The 18,507-nt window shown below is 43.2% G+C and carries 12 protein-coding genes and 1 pseudogene; 8 read left to right on the plus strand and 5 right to left on the minus strand.

Annotated features, from left to right (window positions below; genetic code table 11):
* The 8 genes and pseudogenes from CAPGI0001_RS13080 to CAPGI0001_RS04705 all read left to right on the plus strand — a co-directional run.
* On the plus strand, positions 1–568 hold a 568-nt coding region (locus CAPGI0001_RS13080; RefSeq protein ID WP_002667336.1), incomplete at its 5' end, for a hypothetical protein.
* 431 nt (positions 569–999) lie between these two features.
* Positions 1,000–1,830 carry a hypothetical protein gene (locus tag CAPGI0001_RS04670; protein WP_002667293.1) on the plus strand — a complete coding sequence of 277 codons (831 nt, stop codon included), beginning with the start codon at positions 1,000–1,002 and terminating at the stop codon, positions 1,828–1,830.
* Between the two features lie 537 nt (positions 1,831–2,367).
* Positions 2,368–3,459 carry a redox-regulated ATPase YchF gene (gene ychF / locus CAPGI0001_RS04680; RefSeq protein ID WP_002667552.1) on the plus strand — a complete coding sequence of 364 codons (1,092 nt, stop codon included), beginning with the start codon at positions 2,368–2,370 and terminating at the stop codon, positions 3,457–3,459.
* Between the two features lie 130 nt (positions 3,460–3,589).
* On the plus strand, positions 3,590–4,579 hold the full coding sequence (locus tag CAPGI0001_RS04685; RefSeq protein ID WP_002667600.1) for an MlaD family protein: 990 nt from the start codon (positions 3,590–3,592) through the stop codon (positions 4,577–4,579).
* A gap of 133 nt (positions 4,580–4,712) precedes the next feature.
* Complete coding sequence (locus CAPGI0001_RS04690; protein WP_211205493.1) at positions 4,713–5,954, plus strand: 4Fe-4S dicluster domain-containing protein; 1,242 nt, start codon at positions 4,713–4,715, stop codon at positions 5,952–5,954.
* Between the two features lie 452 nt (positions 5,955–6,406).
* A pseudogene (locus CAPGI0001_RS04695) lies at positions 6,407–7,013 on the plus strand (TetR/AcrR family transcriptional regulator).
* A gap of 90 nt (positions 7,014–7,103) precedes the next feature.
* Positions 7,104–8,453 (plus strand): TolC family protein, encoded by a 1,350-nt coding sequence (locus CAPGI0001_RS04700; RefSeq protein WP_428829066.1) that lies wholly within the window; start codon positions 7,104–7,106, stop codon positions 8,451–8,453.
* Positions 8,454–8,615: 162 nt separating this feature from the next.
* Positions 8,616–9,434 (plus strand): leucine-rich repeat domain-containing protein, encoded by an 819-nt coding sequence (locus CAPGI0001_RS04705; protein WP_002667257.1) that lies wholly within the window; start codon positions 8,616–8,618, stop codon positions 9,432–9,434.
* Between the two features lie 330 nt (positions 9,435–9,764).
* Here the strand turns inward: CAPGI0001_RS04705 and CAPGI0001_RS04710 are convergent, their stop codons facing one another.
* The 5 genes from CAPGI0001_RS04710 to CAPGI0001_RS12590 form a co-directional block, all read right to left on the minus strand.
* Entirely contained in the window at positions 9,765–10,628 is an 864-nt protein-coding gene (locus CAPGI0001_RS04710; protein WP_081451917.1) for a phosphatase PAP2 family protein, read from the minus strand.
* A gap of 222 nt (positions 10,629–10,850) precedes the next feature.
* On the minus strand, positions 10,851–14,660 hold the full coding sequence (gene rpoB / locus CAPGI0001_RS04715) for a DNA-directed RNA polymerase subunit beta (RefSeq protein ID WP_002667425.1): 3,810 nt from the start codon (positions 14,658–14,660) through the stop codon (positions 10,851–10,853).
* Between the two features lie 813 nt (positions 14,661–15,473).
* Positions 15,474–15,710 carry a helix-turn-helix domain-containing protein gene (locus CAPGI0001_RS13085; protein ID WP_162013385.1) on the minus strand — a complete coding sequence of 79 codons (237 nt, stop codon included), beginning with the start codon at positions 15,708–15,710 and terminating at the stop codon, positions 15,474–15,476.
* 554 nt (positions 15,711–16,264) lie between these two features.
* Positions 16,265–16,963, minus strand: coding sequence for a hypothetical protein (locus CAPGI0001_RS04730; protein WP_155813440.1), 699 nt, complete (start codon positions 16,961–16,963; stop codon positions 16,265–16,267).
* Complete coding sequence (locus CAPGI0001_RS12590; RefSeq protein WP_002667384.1) at positions 16,908–17,822, minus strand: DUF6291 domain-containing protein; 915 nt, start codon at positions 17,820–17,822, stop codon at positions 16,908–16,910. The genes CAPGI0001_RS04730 and CAPGI0001_RS12590 overlap by 56 nt, the downstream gene beginning before the upstream one ends.
* Positions 17,823–18,507 lie beyond the last annotated feature (685 nt).

Consider the following 18,507-nt stretch of genomic DNA (forward strand, 5'->3'; position numbering starts at 1 on the left):
TTGGCGTGATGAAATTACACAAGATGAGGAGGATATGTTTACCTATTATGAGAGTGCTATAAAAAATGATACACTCTGCGAATTGGCTAAACGTAAAAGTATTTATGACTCTGCAAAGAAAACATTCTTACTAATTAATCAGTATGCTTTTAGATGCTCTGATGGAAGTGTCTCTATTAGTTGTAATAGTCTTACCTTTGATATAGAAGTACGAGATGCAAATTTTAAACAAGTACTTGATTGGTTCTCAGAAAATAGAAAACCTCAAAGAGTTTTTAACTTAAATCCAAAGCACGGTGAATATGGAAAAGGTGCACACTCATCTAATAAAGGTAATAAGGTCTCGTTGTTATTATGTGGGAGAGACGAAGCTGAAAAATTATTGTTAAGAGCAATTAATACTGATGATAGAGAAAACAAGACACTTTATTTTTATGATACTAATAAAAAAAGATACATAGAATTTAAAAAAGAATCTAAGAATGTTTATCACGGATTTCATTTAGACATTAAAGATGAGAAAAGAATATCACAGGAACTAAAAGAGAGAATTGATAGACTAAAGTAAGTATATTTTATTTTTTTTTTGTTGATAATTAAGGTAAATGAGAGTTTCTCTCAAAAACCATTTTGATTATCTTTTTAAACGTGTTTAAACTTTTTTGAGGAACTTGGAGATAAACCCTAATAAGAGCATTCCAATCCAAGTTACATCAAGATACTCATATCTCATTATCAAACCTTTATATCCGTCAAGCCAACCATTTGCTTGTTCAATCTTAAACCTATTTTGTACAATTCTTCATCAAAATAAACATCTGGTTGCGCTCCATTATTGAAGCTAAATTTTCCTATCCTTAAAAAGAGAATAATCCAATGATTTATTGTATCTTTGCACAAAGTTCCTGAATTTTGGTGTTCTTTTTCCTCAAACACAAATTTACTAATTTTCAGGAACTTTTACTTTATTAAACAGCTTCTTCATAAAAAATTAAGTATATGATTTACAAAATATCTATTTTCATCATTTTATCACTTGCTTTAAAATGTGCAATGGGAAAAGGCGATAATAACCCAAAGAATAGTATGAGTGAGGCAACTCTTATTGAAGGGGTAAATACTTCAGAATCATTCATAAAGAACATTGAATTAAAACAATACAAATACAAAGGCTCCTATATTGAAGATTTAAAATTAGATGATTTTCAAAAAAAGGATTTTCGCTTGGAGTTTTTCAAATTTTTAAAAGAACAAGAATTTGAAAAAGAAGAATATGCTCAAGTTTTTTTCATAAAACTATTGTTAGTTCGCATTGAACAGAAAGATGAAGCTATTTTATATGATATTTTGAATCATATTTTTAAAGATGATTCATTAGGATATTATTTAGAAGATTACAATGTATATTTATACCAACTTTTCTTATATAAACCTCATTTTTTCATTAAAAACGCCTATAAATATGCTGATGCTTCAATAATTGATTACATCAATCATTCTTTGCCAAACGCTTTGCTCACAGACGAAAAAACAATCAAAAACGATATGGGTGAAATCATAAAAGATAATGACAACCAGCTTTTGATAAGCGAACAACAAGTCGACCTTTTTTCATTAGCAGCATTAAGGGATAAAATCAAGAAACAGAGTGTTATAGAAGTTTTTTATGCCCCTTCACTTAAAAGGGGATGGAAAGAGAAAACTGCTGCTTATTACAATATTTACAATTATATTAACGAAGAAATTTCAACGTCCTTAACCGTAGAAGAAAGAAAATTTTTTGAAGAAAATTTTTACCCAATGTTTCAAGATTATATTAAACGTGTTTAATTTTTTTTGAGGAACTTGGAGATAAACCCTAATAAAAGCATTCCAATCCAAGTTACATCAAGATACTCGTATCTCATTATCAAACCTTTATATCCGTCAAGCCAACCATTTGCTTGTTCAATTTTAAACCTATTTTTGTACAATTCTTTATCAAAATAAACATCTGGTTGTTCTCCATTATTGAAGCCAAATCAAAATTACTTTTAAATCCTCTTTTCCCTAGACTTAAAAAGAGAATAATCCAATAAATTATTGGATCTTTGCACAAAGTTCCTGAATTTTGGTGTTCTTTTTTCTCAAACACAAAATTACTAATTTTTGGGAACTTTTACTTCTCTAAAAAGTTTAAACAGCTTCTATCTTAAAAATTATTGGAAATGCCAATCAAGAGTAAGACGCAATTCATTGCGTCTTACTACGGAAACAGAGAGCAACGATTAATCATTAATCATTGAACATTAATCATTGAACATTAAAAATTAATCATTAACCATTGATAATTATTTTGTATCTTTGCCCTCTAAAAACATCAACAGAATGAAAGCAGGTATTGTAGGGCTCCCCAATGTAGGGAAATCCACTTTATTCAATTGTTTGTCAAACGCTAAGGCACAGAGTGCAAACTTTCCTTTTTGTACTATCGAGCCGAACTTGGGGGTGGTGAATGTCCCTGATGCACGCTTAGAGAAGCTCGAGGAGCTGGTGCATCCCGAACGTGTACAACCCGCTACGGTCGAAATCGTGGATATCGCAGGACTTGTCAAAGGCGCAAGCAAGGGGGAAGGCTTAGGCAACCAATTCTTAGGAAATATACGCGAATGCCACGCCATCATACATGTATTACGCTGTTTTGATAATGACAATATCGTACACGTAGAAGGCTCGGTAGATCCTATTCGCGACAAAGAAACTATAGATATAGAACTACAGCTCAAGGACTTAGAGACGGTAGAGAAGCGCTTGGAGAAGGTAACCCGCGCCGCCAAGGCCGGAGACAAGGTAGCACAAAAGGAGCTTGCCCTCTTGGGGCGTTATCGCGAGGCCTTGCTCAAGGGGATTTCTGCACGTGCGGTCGAGCTAAGTGAGGAAGAGCAAGAGCTCAGCCAAAGCTATCAGCTACTGACGGCCAAACCTATCCTATATGTATGTAATGTAGACGAGGCTTCCGCTGCCACAGGCAACAAATATGTAGAGGCAGTACGTGAGGCGGTTAAGAATGAAAATGCACAAGTAATTGTACTGGCGGTAGCTACCGAAGCCGATATAGCTGAATTGGAGACCTATGAAGAGCGCCAGCTATTCCTACAGGATATGGGACTGGGAGAACCAGGGGCTTCTGTGCTCATTCGTGCCGCTTATAGACTACTCAACCTACAAACTTACTTTACCGCAGGGGTGAAGGAGGTACGTGCTTGGACTATTCCGGTAGGAGCGACCGCTCCGCAGGCAGCAGGGGTGATACACTCCGACTTCGAACGCGGATTCATCCGTGCAGAAGTGATTGCCTACGAGGATTTTATCTCCTATGGTAGCGAAAGCAAAGTGAAAGAAGCCGGCAAGATGCGTGTAGAAGGAAAAGAGTATGTAGTGAAGGATGGCGATATCATGCACTTTAGATTCAATGTGTAGATTTCAATGATCAATGATTAATGATCAATGATTAATGATCAATGATCAATGATTAATAATTAACAATTGAAAATTAACAATTAATCATTAAAAATTGTATCTTTGCCCCCAAATAATTTAATATATCGCCGTGAAAATATCGAAAGAAGCTAAAACCGCAATTATCATACTCTTAGGAGTAGGGAGTTTTATTTTTGGATATAACTTCCTGAAGTCCACGCCTTTGTTCAGCTCGGACAAGAACTATCATGCTGTATTCACCCACTCTGGGGGCTTGCAGACAGGGACGAATGTCACTGTAAATGGGGTTACCGTAGGGGCTGTGAAGAAGATTCAGATAGACCCTGCTACCGCCAAGATCATCGTAAGCTTTTCCTGTAAGAAGGACTTTACCTTCTCCAAGAACAGCCAAGCGGAGATCTACAGCAGTCTGCTTGGCAACACGGGGCTACAGATACTCCCTGCTCTCGATGGCGCTCCACAGGCACAGCCTGGGGATACCCTACCCTCGCATATCCAAGCGAGCTTGATGGATGCTATCGGAGCTAACTTAGAGCCTACCGCCAAAAACCTCAACAAGGTACTCTCCTCCACCGACTCGCTCATGACCACCTTCTCCCGTACCCTCGATGCCAAAGCACAACAGGATATCAAGGAGAGCTTGGCCAACCTGAACGTGACCCTACAACAGATGAGCCGTGCTTCAGTGAGCCTCAATAACCTATTGGCGTCCGCTCAAGCGCCTCTGCACAAGTCCTTGCACAATGTAGAGACCCTCTCAGGCAACTTCGTACAACTGAGTGACTCGCTCTCCAAGCTCCAAGTAGGCAAGCTCATGGCACATGTGGAAAGTACCCTTACTCAGGTAGATGGCCTACTCAAGGAAGTACAAAAAGGCGGTGGTACTGTAAGCAAACTACTGACCGACCCTAAGCTATACAACAACCTACAGACAGCTACCTCCGAACTGGGACTCCTAATGGAGGATATCCGCCTGAACCCCAAGCGCTATGTACACATCTCTATCTTTGGAAAGAAAAACAAAGAGTATGAGACCCCCACTAAGGTAGAAACGCCTATCTCGGAGAGAATCAGTGAGCAGTCGTCAGAGAATCAGTGAGCAGTGATCAGTAATCAGTGAACAGTAATCAGAGACTAGAACCTTTACATCCTAAATTCCTAAAGAACTCATAGTGGCTATACTATTGTTTATACTTATATTAGCAGCGGGCATAGGCTTTTTTGTAAGGAATATGCTGAGACTTCGCAGGGCAATACACTTGGGGGTAGCTCAGGATACTACTGACCACCCTAAGGTAAGGCTCTTACGTATGCTCCGCTTGGCTTTAGGACAAGGAAAAATGGGGGTACGCCCTGTGGCGGGAATCCTCCACCTATTCGTATATATAGGCTTTATCATTATCAATATAGAAGTACTGGAAATCCTTATTGATGGACTCTTTGGTACTCATAGGGTGCTACACTTCTTAGGAGGGTTTTACAACCTGCTTATCGGCAGTTTCGAGGTCTTGGCACTGCTGGTTCTCATAGGGGTAACCGTTTTCTATGTACGCCGCAACATACTGAAAATCACACGTTTTCAGAAGAAAGAACTTCAGGGGCGACCTCGTCGTGATGCCAATATCATCCTCTATGCCGAGGCGGTGATGATGACCCTTTTCTTGGTGATGAACGCCTGTGACCTACTCTTGCAGGAGCGAGGTGTCACCCCCTATGTGCAGGCGGGTGCCTTCCCGATAAGCCAGTGGCTTTCTCCGCTTTTTGCTTCTCTCTCCTCCCCTACCCTGATTCTCATAGAACGCGGGGCATGGTGGGGACACATTCTCGGGATTTTAGCTTTTTTGAACTATCTATACTATTCCAAGCACCTACATATCCTCTTGGCGTTCCCTTATACCTACTTTGCGCCTATAAAACCCAAAGGCGCTATGGACAACCTCGCTACGGTCACACGGGAGGTACAACTGATGCTCGGTACGATAGAGGATACGGGCGATACCGAGGAGACTACGCCTACCTTTGGTGCTTCAGACATCATGCACCTAAGTCGTGTGCAGCTCCTTGCTGCCTATGCTTGTACCGAATGCGGACGCTGCACCGATGAGTGTCCTGCCAACCAAACGGGCAAGCTCCTTTCCCCTCGTAAAATTATGATGGACACCCGCCGCAGAGCACAAGAGGTAAGCGCTAATATACTACAGAACAAGGGTACTTTTGTCCCTGACCAGAAAGCGCTCTTGGGCGACTACATCACCCCAGAAGAGCTCTGGGCATGCACCACTTGTGCCGCTTGTGTAGAGGCTTGTCCTATGGAGATCAGTCCCCTGTCGATCATTGTGGAGATGCGCCGCTATATCGTCATGGAACAATCTGCCGCCCCCGCCTCACTGAACAAAATGATGACCCAAATGGAAAATACCTCTTCCCCATGGGGCTATAACCCCGCCGAAAGAGAAACAGTACTCAATGAGTAATGGTCTTTCGAGAGTAACTCATGAAAGAAATCACACAACACACATATAATAAAAAAGAAGCTTTTGTAAAGCTTCTTTCTTTTTTATCCCCAATAGAAAGCCTCCTCTCCAACAGAGCCTCTATAATTATACAAAACAATATATCAATTATTTAACCACCTTCTCCACAACCATTCTTTCCTCCGAAAAAATTTTGGAAACTTTTTTTGTTTATTTAGTTTTTTGTATTACCTTTGCACCCGAAAAAGTGAAGAGTGTTTTGAGTGAAGAGTGTTTTGAGTGAAGAACGAAGAGTGAAAAGTGAAGAGTGTAGCCAAGCGAATAAACTTGGGTATGTGGTGAAGAGTGAGTAACTGATCACTGACAACTGACAACTGACCACTGACAACTGTTCACTGACCACTGACAACTGTTCACTGACCACTGACAACCGACGACTAACGACTGAGATAATGGATATAGTACCTCGTGCTTTAGGATATTTTTTACAGTATGGGTTTAAGACCTTTACAATGGATGATTTAGCGCATAACTTAGGAATTTCTAAGAAAACCCTTTACGAGCAATTTGCCTCGAAACAGATTTTAGTAGATGCTTGTTTGGATTATGCTTTGGAGATGTCTTGCTGTAGAACAGAAACATTTTTTTTCTAAGGAAGACAAAAGTGTTATAGAAAATGTCTTTTTAGGACAAAAGGAAGTGGAACATCTCTTCAATATGAAGAGTGCTCGCCCCTTATGGGAACTTAAGCGCTATTTTCCAGATACTTACAAGCGCATGGATAAGGAATTTGCTCAGGCGGATGCTCTCTTTATAGACATGCTCTTCGAAAGAGGTTGGAAGGAGGGGCTTTTTCGCAAGGATATCAATATCAAGTTCTATAAGCAGTTCTACACCCAAGTACAGCGATTGCGCTCCTTCGAAGAGGCTTTCGACGAAAGAGATTTCCCCTTCTGGGAGACTATCTATACCATGATGGAGTATTTCTTTAGAATCATTGTCAATGAAAAAGGAATGAAAGAACTGGAAAGAGTCTTGTCAATGATTAATGATCAATGATTAATGATTAATGATTAATGATTAACGATTAATGATTCTAAAACCCTTTATTATCTAAAAAATAAATTAGTAGAAGTGAAACATATTTTTATTACCATACTAAGTATCTGCGTGGGGACAAGTTCCCTATGGGCGCAGGAGGTAGGCAGAGAACTCACCCTCTCCCAAGCTATTGGCTATGCTCTCCAGCACAAGGCCAATGCTCAAAAGGCTCAAATAGAAGTCCGCAAGAGTGAATACAAGATCAAAGAGGCTCGTGCCAATGCCTTGCCTACTATCGCGGGCTCTGCGGGGCTCGTCTATAACCCTAAGCTACAGGCTACTTATATAGATGGGAGCGCCTTTGCTATCCCTGGAATGCCTGTATCCAATGAGCCCAAGAAGCTCGAAATGGGGCAGGAATGGGCGTCCTCGGCAGAGGTGAAGCTCACTCAGGTGATCTTCAACCAAGCGGTATTTATCGGCCTGAAAGCGGCTCGTACCACCCGTGAATTCTATCAGCTCAATGAGCAGCTCACCCAAAACGATATTATCGAAAAAGTAGCTCAAGCCTATTGGCAAGTATACCAAGGAGAACAAGCCCTTGAAAATGTGCGTGTAAACCTCGAACTTACCGAGAAAACGGCTAAGATAGTCGAAGGTTCCTACAAAGCGGGGTTGGCCAAAAAAATAGACCTTGACCGCGTAACTGTAGCCCTGAACAACCTACGCTCCGCTGAGCAACAAGCCAAGAGTGGCTTACAAGTGGCTACCCTCGCCCTGAAATACATGATAGGTATGCCTATGGATGAGCCTATCTCCTTGCCTAAAGAAGCCTTCAAAGCTGATTATTCCTTGGTTTTCGAAAAAGGAAATGCCTCAGAGCGTACCGAGATAAAAGTCCTCGAGAAGCAAAAAGAGCTCCTTAGCCTCAGTACTAAGGCACAACGTGGAGGACTCTACCCGTCTCTCGCCCTACAAGCTACCTATGGCTACTTAGGGATGGGACCTAAGACCCCTATCTTCTACGGGAAGGCTGATAAAGTGTATTGGTCTGACTACTCAGCCATTTCCTTAGGACTAAAAATACCTATCTTCTCTGGCTTCGGTACCCGTGCCAAGATAGAACAAGCTAAGATGGAAGAGGAAGCCCTCGAAGCGACCCTGAAGGATACGCGCCTTGCCCTAGACTTAGCACAGGAGAGTGCCCAGACAAAGCTGGCTAACAACCTACTGACCATACAGACACAGGAAGAAAATGTGAAATTGGCCAACGAGGTACTCCAAAATACCCAAAATAACTATCACGAAGGCCTCGCCTCCCTTAACGACCTTTTGGAAAGCGAAAGAGCCCTATCCGATGCTAAAAATAGCTATACCAACGCTCTACTTTCCTATAAGCTCGCCGAAATAGAGCTGCTGAAAGCACAAGGAAAACTCGGAACAATGATTAATGAATAATGATCAATGTTCAATGAATAATGTTCAATGTTCAATGTTCAATGAATAAGGAAGAGTGAAGAATTGCAATAAAGGTAATTCTTCACTTTTTTTAAATATCTTTTGTTATTTGGTAATTATTTTGTATTTTTGCCCCAGAGAAACAAATTAAATCATATTATAATGAAAAAAATTCTATCCTTAGCCTTAATAGTGGCTGCTTTTATTGGTTGTAGCAAAAGTAGCGATGACCCAAAAGAAAACGGAATTCCTGCAAGTTATTACAAACTTAGTGAGGATGGACTTACACTTCTGAAATGGGAAGATACTAACACTACTTCTCTTGATATGCAAGCAGATAGCAAACTTCAAAAAGTAAATACAATAGCTGCAAATGCTTTTAGAGATAGTAAGGTAGAAAACATTACACTCCCTAATAACCTGAAAGAGATAGGAGATTATGCCTTTATCAATTCAAGACTTCATACGATTACTTTTAATACTTCGTCCTCTGTTACTTTTGGACAAGCTGTGTTTGAAGATACTCAATTAGTTTCCGTAAAGTTGCCTAACACCAAAGAAATACCTGCTTCCTCTTTTTCTGGCTGTGTGAATCTAAAAGAAGTACAATTCGGTAAGACTGAAAAAATAGGAGAAAGAGCCTTTCGAGGTTGTGTAGCTCTTACTCAGATCAACTTAGACAACACCACCCTTACCGAAATAGGAGAAAGAGCCTTTGCTGGTTGTGAGAATGTAGAAAAAGTAATCTTACCATCCACTATCAAGAAAATAGATAAAGTGGCTTTTTTTGCTTGTTTTCGCTTGTCTACTCTTATTGTAAAAGCAATTGAAGTACCTACTTTAGTAGATCCAAATGCTCTCAATAATGGTTCATCAATAAGAAGAAACATCCTTGTACCCTCCTCAAGTGTACAAAAGTACAAAGGAGCTCCAAATTGGAATTTCTACAGTGATGAAATCTCTGCCATTCTTGAGATTTAGAAATCAAAAAACTATACAACTCTGAGTGAAGAATTACTATGGGTAGTTCTTCACTCTTTGTTTTTTAATATCTTTTCGGTGGTTTGGAGAGTGAATTGTCCATATACAGGAGAGGGCGAATTGCAATTCGCCCCTACACGTGTGTTATCAGGACATTGGCAAATATACATATAAATCATGTAAATACACAAAAAAAGACGTTATGGGCATGGTATGAGGGCGTTTGCGTGTGTCGTAGGGGCAAAGTCCGCGAGCTGGCGCAGCGGAGTATGTGATGAAATTCATCCACATTACAATTCACCCACACCGCAATTTGTCTCCTTCGCTCCCTTAAAATTGCAGGGTCAGGGCGGCGCCAAAGGTGTTATGTGTAGGTTCCCAGATGGGGAGCACCGAGAGGGAGGACGAGGTCTCTGGTATGGCCTTTTCTATGGGGAGGGGTTGTTTTCTTTTTCCTAAAATACGGGATGTATACGGGAAAAGCAGGTAAGAGAGCTTAGCCGAGAGAATGCCTATCCCCGCTCCTGCTACGACATCGGAAGCCCAATGGCGGTTGTTATGGATACGCAAGAGCCCCACTCCTGCCGCCACTGCGTAGCCGCCTATGCCTATCCATGGGTCGTAGTGCTTGTACTCCTGATAGAGTATCTCCACTCCGGTGAAGACAGTGGCGGTATGCCCTGAAGGAAAGGAGTTGTGAGTACTTGTATCAGGACGATGATGGCGTACGGTATACTTGGTTGCATTGACAAATATGGCGGTAAGGGCATAGGCAGTAGCCCCTATGACCAAGCGTTCCTTGAGAGAGTGGGCTGGAGGCAAGCCCAAATTGGGGAATGCAAAAACACTGGCTATGGGTAGGTATTGTACATAATCATCGGCACGTACCTTGCCCTTTACATTCTCCACGACATAGCGCTGCAATTTGTGGTCAAAATGGGAATCGATAGAAAAGGCACCACGAGCGATGAGCACCGCAGGAATAGCCAATGACCACGGGTTTACATACGGCTTTGCCACTACTGGATCAGTAGGCGCTATTGCAGCTATGGTATCGCGCTGCAAGCTATCCAAAGGATATACACTCTCCTGTAGCGGAGAGGAATCAGTGAGCAGCAAAGGACTGCAAGCTCGCGCCAGCGAAGGAGGGAGCAAGGAAAATATACAAACTGCTGAAAATAAAAACCTTTTCATAATGAATTAATGATATTAGTCTTCAATCAAAGAGGTAAATCAAGGATAAAAAACTTTCGTGTAATTTAATTTATTAAGAATCAATAAATTAAGACGCAATAAATTGCGTCTCTACTATTCCTTATTTTTTATTAAGAAAAAAGAGTGAAGAATTACTCTCAATGGTAACTCTTCACTCTTCACTTTTATATTGATCATTGATCATTGACCATTGATCATTCTTTAGTCTTCTAAGCGGATATCCAAGCCCAATCCTTTGAGTTCGTGCATGAGTACGTTGAAGGACTCAGGCAATCCTGGTTCAGGCATGGTATCGCCATGTACGATAGCCTCGTAGGTACGAGCACGGCCGATAACGTCGTCGGACTTAACGGTAAGGATCTCGCGAAGGGTGCTGGAAGCGCCATAAGCCTCGAGAGCCCATACCTCCATTTCCCCGAAACGCTGACCTCCGAACTGTGCCTTACCACCAAGAGGTTGCTGGGTGATAAGAGAGTAAGGACCGATAGAACGGGCGTGCATCTTATCGTCGATCATGTGACCGAGCTTGATCATGTAGATCACCCCTACGGTAGCCTTCTGGTCGAAGCGCTCTCCGGTACCTCCGTCATAGAGGTAAGTATGTCCGAAAGCAGGTACCCCTGCCTCATTGGTATATTCGGTAATCTGCTCGAGGGAAGCTCCGTCGAAGATAGGGGTAGCAAACTTCTTGCCGAGTTTCTGTCCTGCCCATCCGAGTACGGTTTCGTATATCTGACCGATATTCATACGAGAAGGTACCCCAAGCGGGTTGAGTACGATATCCACAGGAGTTCCGTCCTCAAGGAAAGGCATATCCTCATCACGTACGATACGGGCTACGATACCCTTGTTACCGTGGCGACCGGCCATCTTGTCCCCTACTTTGAGCTTACGCTTCTTAGCGATGTATATCTTGGCGAGCTTCATGATACCAGCAGGTAGCTCATCCCCCACGGTAAGGGTGAACTTGTCGCGGCGGAGCATACCCTGAAGGTCGTTCAGCTTGATTTTGTAATTGTGAATCAAGTCGTTGATTAGCTCGTTGGTATGCTCATCGGTAGTCCAACCACCAGAGAGCAAGTGTGTATAGTCTTCTATTTCTTTGAGACCTCTTTGGGTATGTTTTCTACCCTTAGGAATCATTTCTTCTCCTAAATCATTGAATACCCCTTGAGAGGTTTTTCCATTGACCAAAGAGAAGAGTTTTTCGAGGAGGACATCCTTAAGCGCCTCTGCTTTAGCGTTGAACGCTGCATCGAGGGCTGCCATTTCGTCTTTTTCTTTGGCACGTTTTTGTTTGGTTTTCACCGCACGGGAGAAGAGCTTTTTACCGATAACCACTCCTTCGAGGGATGGAGAAGCCTTCAGAGAGGCATCCTTCACGTCGCCAGCTTTGTCACCGAAGATCGCTCTAAGGAGTTTTTCCTCAGGAGTAGGATCACTTTCTCCCTTAGGAGTCACCTTACCGATAAGGATATCCCCAGGTTTGATATTAGCTCCGATGCGTACGATACCGTTTTCATCGAGGTCTTTGGTAGCATCCTCGGATACGTTAGGGATATCGTTGGTGAGTTCCTCTACCCCGAGCTTAGTATCACGTACATCGAGGGTATACTCGTCGATATGGATAGAGGTGAAGATATCCTCACGGATTACACGTTCGGAGATCACAATCGCATCCTCGAAGTTGTATCCTTTCCAAGGCATGAAGGCGACCTTCATATTGCGACCTAAGGCGAGTTCACCCTGTTCGGTAGCATATCCTTGGCAGAGTACTTGCCCCTTGTGCACGCGGTCACCCTTGCGCACGATAGGTTTTAGGTTGATACAAGTACCTTGGTTGGTACGGCGGAACTTAATAAGGTCATAGGTAGTCAGTTCACTATCGAAGGAAACAAGGATTTCGTCTTCGGTGCGGTCGTACTTGATAACAATTTTGTCGGCATCCACATAGGTTACGGTACCTTCTCTTTCGGCATTGATAAGTACGCGGGAGTCGGTAACTACACGTTTTTCGAGACCTGTACCCACGATAGGGGCTTCAGGGCGCAAGAGTGGTACCGCCTGGCGCATCATGTTGGATCCCATGAGCGCACGGTTCGCGTCGTCGTGCTCCAAGAAAGGAATAAGGGAAGCGGAGATGGAGGCGATCTGGTTAGGCGCCACATCTATGTAGTCCACTTCTTCGCGAGAGATGACAGGGAAGTCCCCATCTTCTTTCACTACCAAGCGTTCGTCGAGGATATTTCCTTGGTCGTCCACTTGGATATTGGCTTGAGGAATCTTAAGACCTTCTTCCTCCTCAGCACTCATATAGATGAGTTCGTCGAGTTTTATTTTTCCATTTTCTACCTTGCGGTAAGGAGTCTCTATGAATCCCATGTTGTTCACCTTGGCATATACGGCCAAAGAGGAGATAAGACCGATGTTTGGCCCTTCAGGGGTTTCGATAGGACAAAGGCGTCCGTAGTGAGTATAGTGTACGTCACGCACCTCAAAGCCTGCACGTTCGCGGGAGAGACCTCCAGGACCGAGGGCAGAGAGACGGCGCTTGTGGGTGATTTCGGCTAGCGGGTTGGTCTGATCCATGAACTGGGAGAGCTGGCTGGTACCGAAGAAAGAGTTGATCACCGAAGAAAGGGTCTTGGCATTGATCAAGTCCAGTGGTGTAAAGACCTCATTGTCACGTACATTCATACGCTCACGAATGGTACGTGCCATACGGGCAAGCCCTACGCCGAACTGAGCGGCGAGCTGTTCGCCTACGGTGCGCACACGACGGTTGGAAAGGTGGTCGATATCATCAACCTCCGCTTTGGAGTTGATAAGCTCGATGAGATACTTAACAATGGTGATGATATCTTCCTTGGTAAGTACCTGTTTTTCCATAGGGATATCGAGCCCTAATTTTTTATTCATACGATAGCGCCCTACATCGCCCAAGTTGTAGCGTTGGTCAGAGAAGAAGAGCTTATCGATGATGTCGCGAGCAGTTTCCTCATCGGGTGGTTCTGCGTTGCGCAACTGACGATAGATGTGCTCTACAGCCTCCTTCTCGGAGTTAGTAGGGTCTTTCTGGAGGGTGTTATGAATGATGTTGTAGTCCACACTGCGCTCATCTTCCTTATGAAGGAGGATGGTCTTGGCATTGGATTCTACAATCTGGTCGATATGTTCTTTTTCGAGGATGGTATCACGGTCAAGGATGATCTCATTACGCTCGATAGATACCACTTCGCCTGTATCTTCGTCCACGAAGTCCTCATGCCAAGTGTTGAGCACACGGGCAGCAAGGCGGCGACCGAGGTATTTCTTAAGACCTGTCTTAGAGACTTTTACCTCTTCTGCCAGGTCGAATATTTCGAGGATATCCTTGTCACGCTCGAAGCCTATGGCACGGAAGAGGGTCGTTACGGGTAACTTTTTCTTACGGTCGATGTAGGCATACATGACATTGTTGATATCCGTGGTAAATTCTATCCAAGATCCTTTGAAAGGAATGATACGAGCCGAATAGAGCTTGGTACCATTGGCATGGTAAGACTGCCCGAAGAACACCCCTGGCGAACGGTGTAGCTGAGAGACAACCACACGCTCAGCCCCATTGATGATAAAGGTACCACTACCTGTCATATATGGGATGGTACCCAAATATACATCCTGTACAATGGTTTCAAAATCCTCATGTTCTGGGTCAGTACAAAAGAGCTTAAGACGAGCCTTGAGGGGAACACTATAAGTAAGTCCACGCTCTATACACTCCTCCACAGAGTAGCGAGGAGGGTCTATGAAATAGTCCAAGAACTCCAGTACAAACTGGTTGCGGGTGTCGGTGATAGGAAAATTCTCCTTGAAGGTGCTATATAGCCCCTCGCCACTTCTGGCATCCGACTTGGTCTCCATCTGGAAGAAATCTTGGAATGATTTCACCTGAATATCCAAGAAATCCGGATAGTCAGGCACATGCTTGGTTGAAGCAAAATTAATTCTGGAAGATTGGTTCGTAAGCATCTTTTTGTTAATGATTAATGATTAATGATTAATGATCAATGGCTTTCTGACTCCTAATTCAATGATTAGATTTTATACAATATTCATCATTGTAGGTATTGCCACCAATCATTAGCTATAAAATATACACGAAAAGACACAGCCTTCAGGACAGAACTATCCCAAGGACTGAGTGCAATCAGCTGTGTGTATTACAAGACATATACTTCTTTCAAGGGGGCAAAGATACAAATTTATTTTTATAATAAAAAACTTTTTTTCGAGTTTTTTATCCCAAGGGAGATTTGGAATGGGGGCAATTGAAAACATGGGGGAATTTGAAATGGGGGCGAATTGCAATATGGGCGAATTGCAATTCGCCCCTACGACGCACGCAAACGTACTCACACCATGCCCGTGATGCTTTTTTTTGTATTTACACGTATGTTTGCGAACGTCCTGATAACACACGTGTAGGGGCGAATTGCAATTCGCCCTTCCACATGGGGGCAATTGAAAACATGGGCGATTTGCAATGGGGGTGAATTTGAAATAGGGGCGATTTGAGGAAAAAACACATACAACAGCATAGGGTAATTTGCAATATGGGCGAATTTGGAATGGGGGCAAATTGTAACATGGAGGCGATTGGGAATGAGGGTGAATTGTAACATGGCGAATTTGAAATGGGGGCAAATTTGGAATGGGGACGAATTTGAAATGTGGGTAATTTGCAATATGGGCGAATTGCAATTCGCCCCTACAATGTGCGCAAACATACTCACGCCAATATCAATGTTCAATGATTAATGACTTCTGCTCACTCTTCACTTTTCACTTTTCACTCTTCACTCTTAACTCTTCACTCTTCACTATCTTCCTAAAGGCTGGATTATAGAGGGCTTCTTGGTCGTATTGCTTACGTAGGCGGTAGATGGTCGATGGAGCGCGCCCCAGCAGCAGGCAGAGCTGGGAGACGGTGGCACCCTCTTGGCAGGCTAAGTGCACCAAGAACAGGCGCGCATACAGGTGCTTAGGCACTCGACTGGTCGAACATATCTCCTGTGCCAAACAGCCCGTCAGCCGGCAGACCTTCGTGAGGATTTGCCCAAGACGCTCATGGCTCAGCCCTGCGGGACAACTCGCTGACTCACACGAAGAAGACCCGTTACTTTCCCTCTCTTGCAAAGGATTCTTGGCCTTCTCAAAACTATAGCGGATGCTACCCCCCAAGGCCTGAACGGTGGTATACAAATGTACAAAAACTTCTCGATAGGATTCCTCTATCGATTCTTCTGGAATGGTAATATAAAGCATTTTTTTTAATGATTAATTTTTAATGATCAATGGTTAATGATCAATGTTCAATGGTTAATGATTAATTTTTAATGATTAATGATCACCTGTCAATATGGGCGATTTGCAAATCGCCCCTACAATAGAACGCAAAACCCTCATGCCAATATCAATGATTAATGATCAATGTTCAATGATTAATGACTTCTGCTCACTGTTCACCACATACCCAAGCTCATTCGCTTGGCTACACTTTTCACTCTTCACTTTTCACTCTTCACTCTCCCCTGCCCTCTGTTCAAAAAAGTATTTCAAGGCGATTTCTTTTTTCAGGGCGATTTCCTCATAGAGGGAGGCGGAGGGGTTGTATCTGGGTCTGTTCTCTTTACAGAGTTCGAGTCGTTCCTTCTGGTAGCGAGCCTGTAGGAGTTTTTTTCCTCTGGGGAGAAATCAGGGAGCATGCCCACCTGCCGCATGGCATCAAAGAGCCAAGAGCAGAACAGGGGCATTTGTCCGGTTTGCAAGTACTGCTGCTGCATCTGCTGGACGAGTGCTTCTATGCGTTCTCGGGAGGGAGGTGCAGGGGGAGTCTCCTCTCGGGGAGTCCTCTCGAGGGAGAGGTGAGGATGGTTTTGGCGTGTTTTCCTCAGCCAAGAGACATACTTGGTGAGTACCTGAGCTATATAGGGTGCATTGATCAGGTTGTAGTGCGCAGTAGCCTCCCCCAGTTCCCCATAGCGCTCGAGCTGGAATGCCTTGTGGAGCTCCTCCAAAGCCAAGTGAGCAAAGCGGCTACAGACAAGGTTGGAGATATCCTCCTTGTTCATGGCATCAATAGTGCCCTTGATACCTATCAAAGCCGCATGCTGAGTGACAATCAGCCCAATAGCCATACGGGCTACCGGCTCGGGCTGTTCTCGCAAAGGAGCAAAGTCCCTGAGCTTCTCGACAAAGCCCACGGGAGAAAGCCCATTACCAACCTTGGAGATTTGCGCTAAGAGAAGCTGCGGTTTGTCTTCCTGCCACATAAGTGTTGGCTTGTGTGGTATTGTTGTTAGTCTCTGCGGACAAGATGTTTCCATTTTCATCGATAACTAAGGGTTGAGATTGTTTGTTTTTGGGGAAAGATTGCTGTTTGTTCTCATGAGCGCGCCGTGTTTCCCAGTGTCGTATAGCAGCGCGCCAGTCCTTCATAGGCTGATTCCCCACGCGCCAGCCCTTGGAGGCATAGAAGCTACAGAAGCTCTCAGGGGAGATATCATTGCCGCGCTCCCTACAATAGGCTGCCACTTCTGCAGGAGAGGGAGGGGTGAATGCCTTGGCCGAGGATTTTTCTTTTTCTTTTTGCGCGGAATTTTTTTCTTTTTCTTCCTTAAGCGTCTCTACCGAAAGCTCTTGAAAATCAATTTCTTCGATGCCACTTTTTTTTACACTCGCGCTTTTTTGTTTCTTTTTTTCTAAAAAAGAAAGATCATTATCATTATCATTATCATTGACATTATCATTATCATTAAGCGATAAATTTTTCGGGGGGCGATTTTTCTTATCGGGGGGCGATTTTTTCATCGCTTGGGCGATATCCTCAGCATCTTCTAAAGAAAGAGCTCCTTTGAGCACTTTCTGATAAAGATCTTTATGCCATCTCTTAAGATTTCCCATGCGCCCACTCACTTTACTTGATACGACTGTTTTATGATACTTATCTTCATCTCTATCAAGGGTTTGTTGTATAAACCCGAAGGCGATTTTTGCCATAGGCGAGAGCGTAGGCGTTTTGCCATTGAGGGCATACTGGGCTACTGCTTGGTACAGTTCGAGCTGAATCTCAGCGGGTAATTGCTCCATTACGTTGAGCCAATCACGATAAAATACAAATGAATCCTTCATAATAATCAATGTTCAATGACTAACGATTAATGATCAATGAGTAATGAGTAATAGACTACTAATCGACATTAAAAACGTTGCAAAATTACAACATTTTGAAGCCGAAAACAAGAGATTTAACATATAAGAGAGCAGCGGAGAGTGAAGAGTGAAGAGTGAAGAGTGAAGAGCGAAGAGTGAAAAGTGAAGAGTGAGCAGAGGTCATTAATCATTGACATGTTAGCGCGAGGGTTTTGTATCCTGCTGTAGGGGCGATTTGCAAATCGCCCATGCCCTGCATTGACAGTGAGCAGTAAGCAGAGGTCATTGATCATTAATCATTGATCATTAATCATTGACATATTAGCACGAGGATTTTGTATCCTGCTGTAGGGGCGATTTGCAAATCGCCCATGCCCTGCATTGACAGTGAGCGGTGAGCGGTAAGCAGAGGAAGTTAAATAGAAAAAATCAATAGTGGTATAGAAAAAAATAATAAAAATCTATTGGTCAAAGAAGAAAACCACACTACCTTTGCACCGTCAAAGAAACAAAAAGATAAATTGTTTTTCATATATTAGATTTTGTGGTTAGAATTGGTAAAAGAGAGCTTGCGCTCTCTTTTATTTTTTACCGCTCACTCAGCCTAAAGTCTTGCACGTTCGGGGTCGTTGGTATTGGCGGGGAAGGTGACAGGCTCGGAGCT

This window comes from Capnocytophaga gingivalis ATCC 33624 (assembly GCF_000174755.1).
Classification (GTDB): Bacteria; Bacteroidota; Bacteroidia; order Flavobacteriales; family Flavobacteriaceae; genus Capnocytophaga; species Capnocytophaga gingivalis.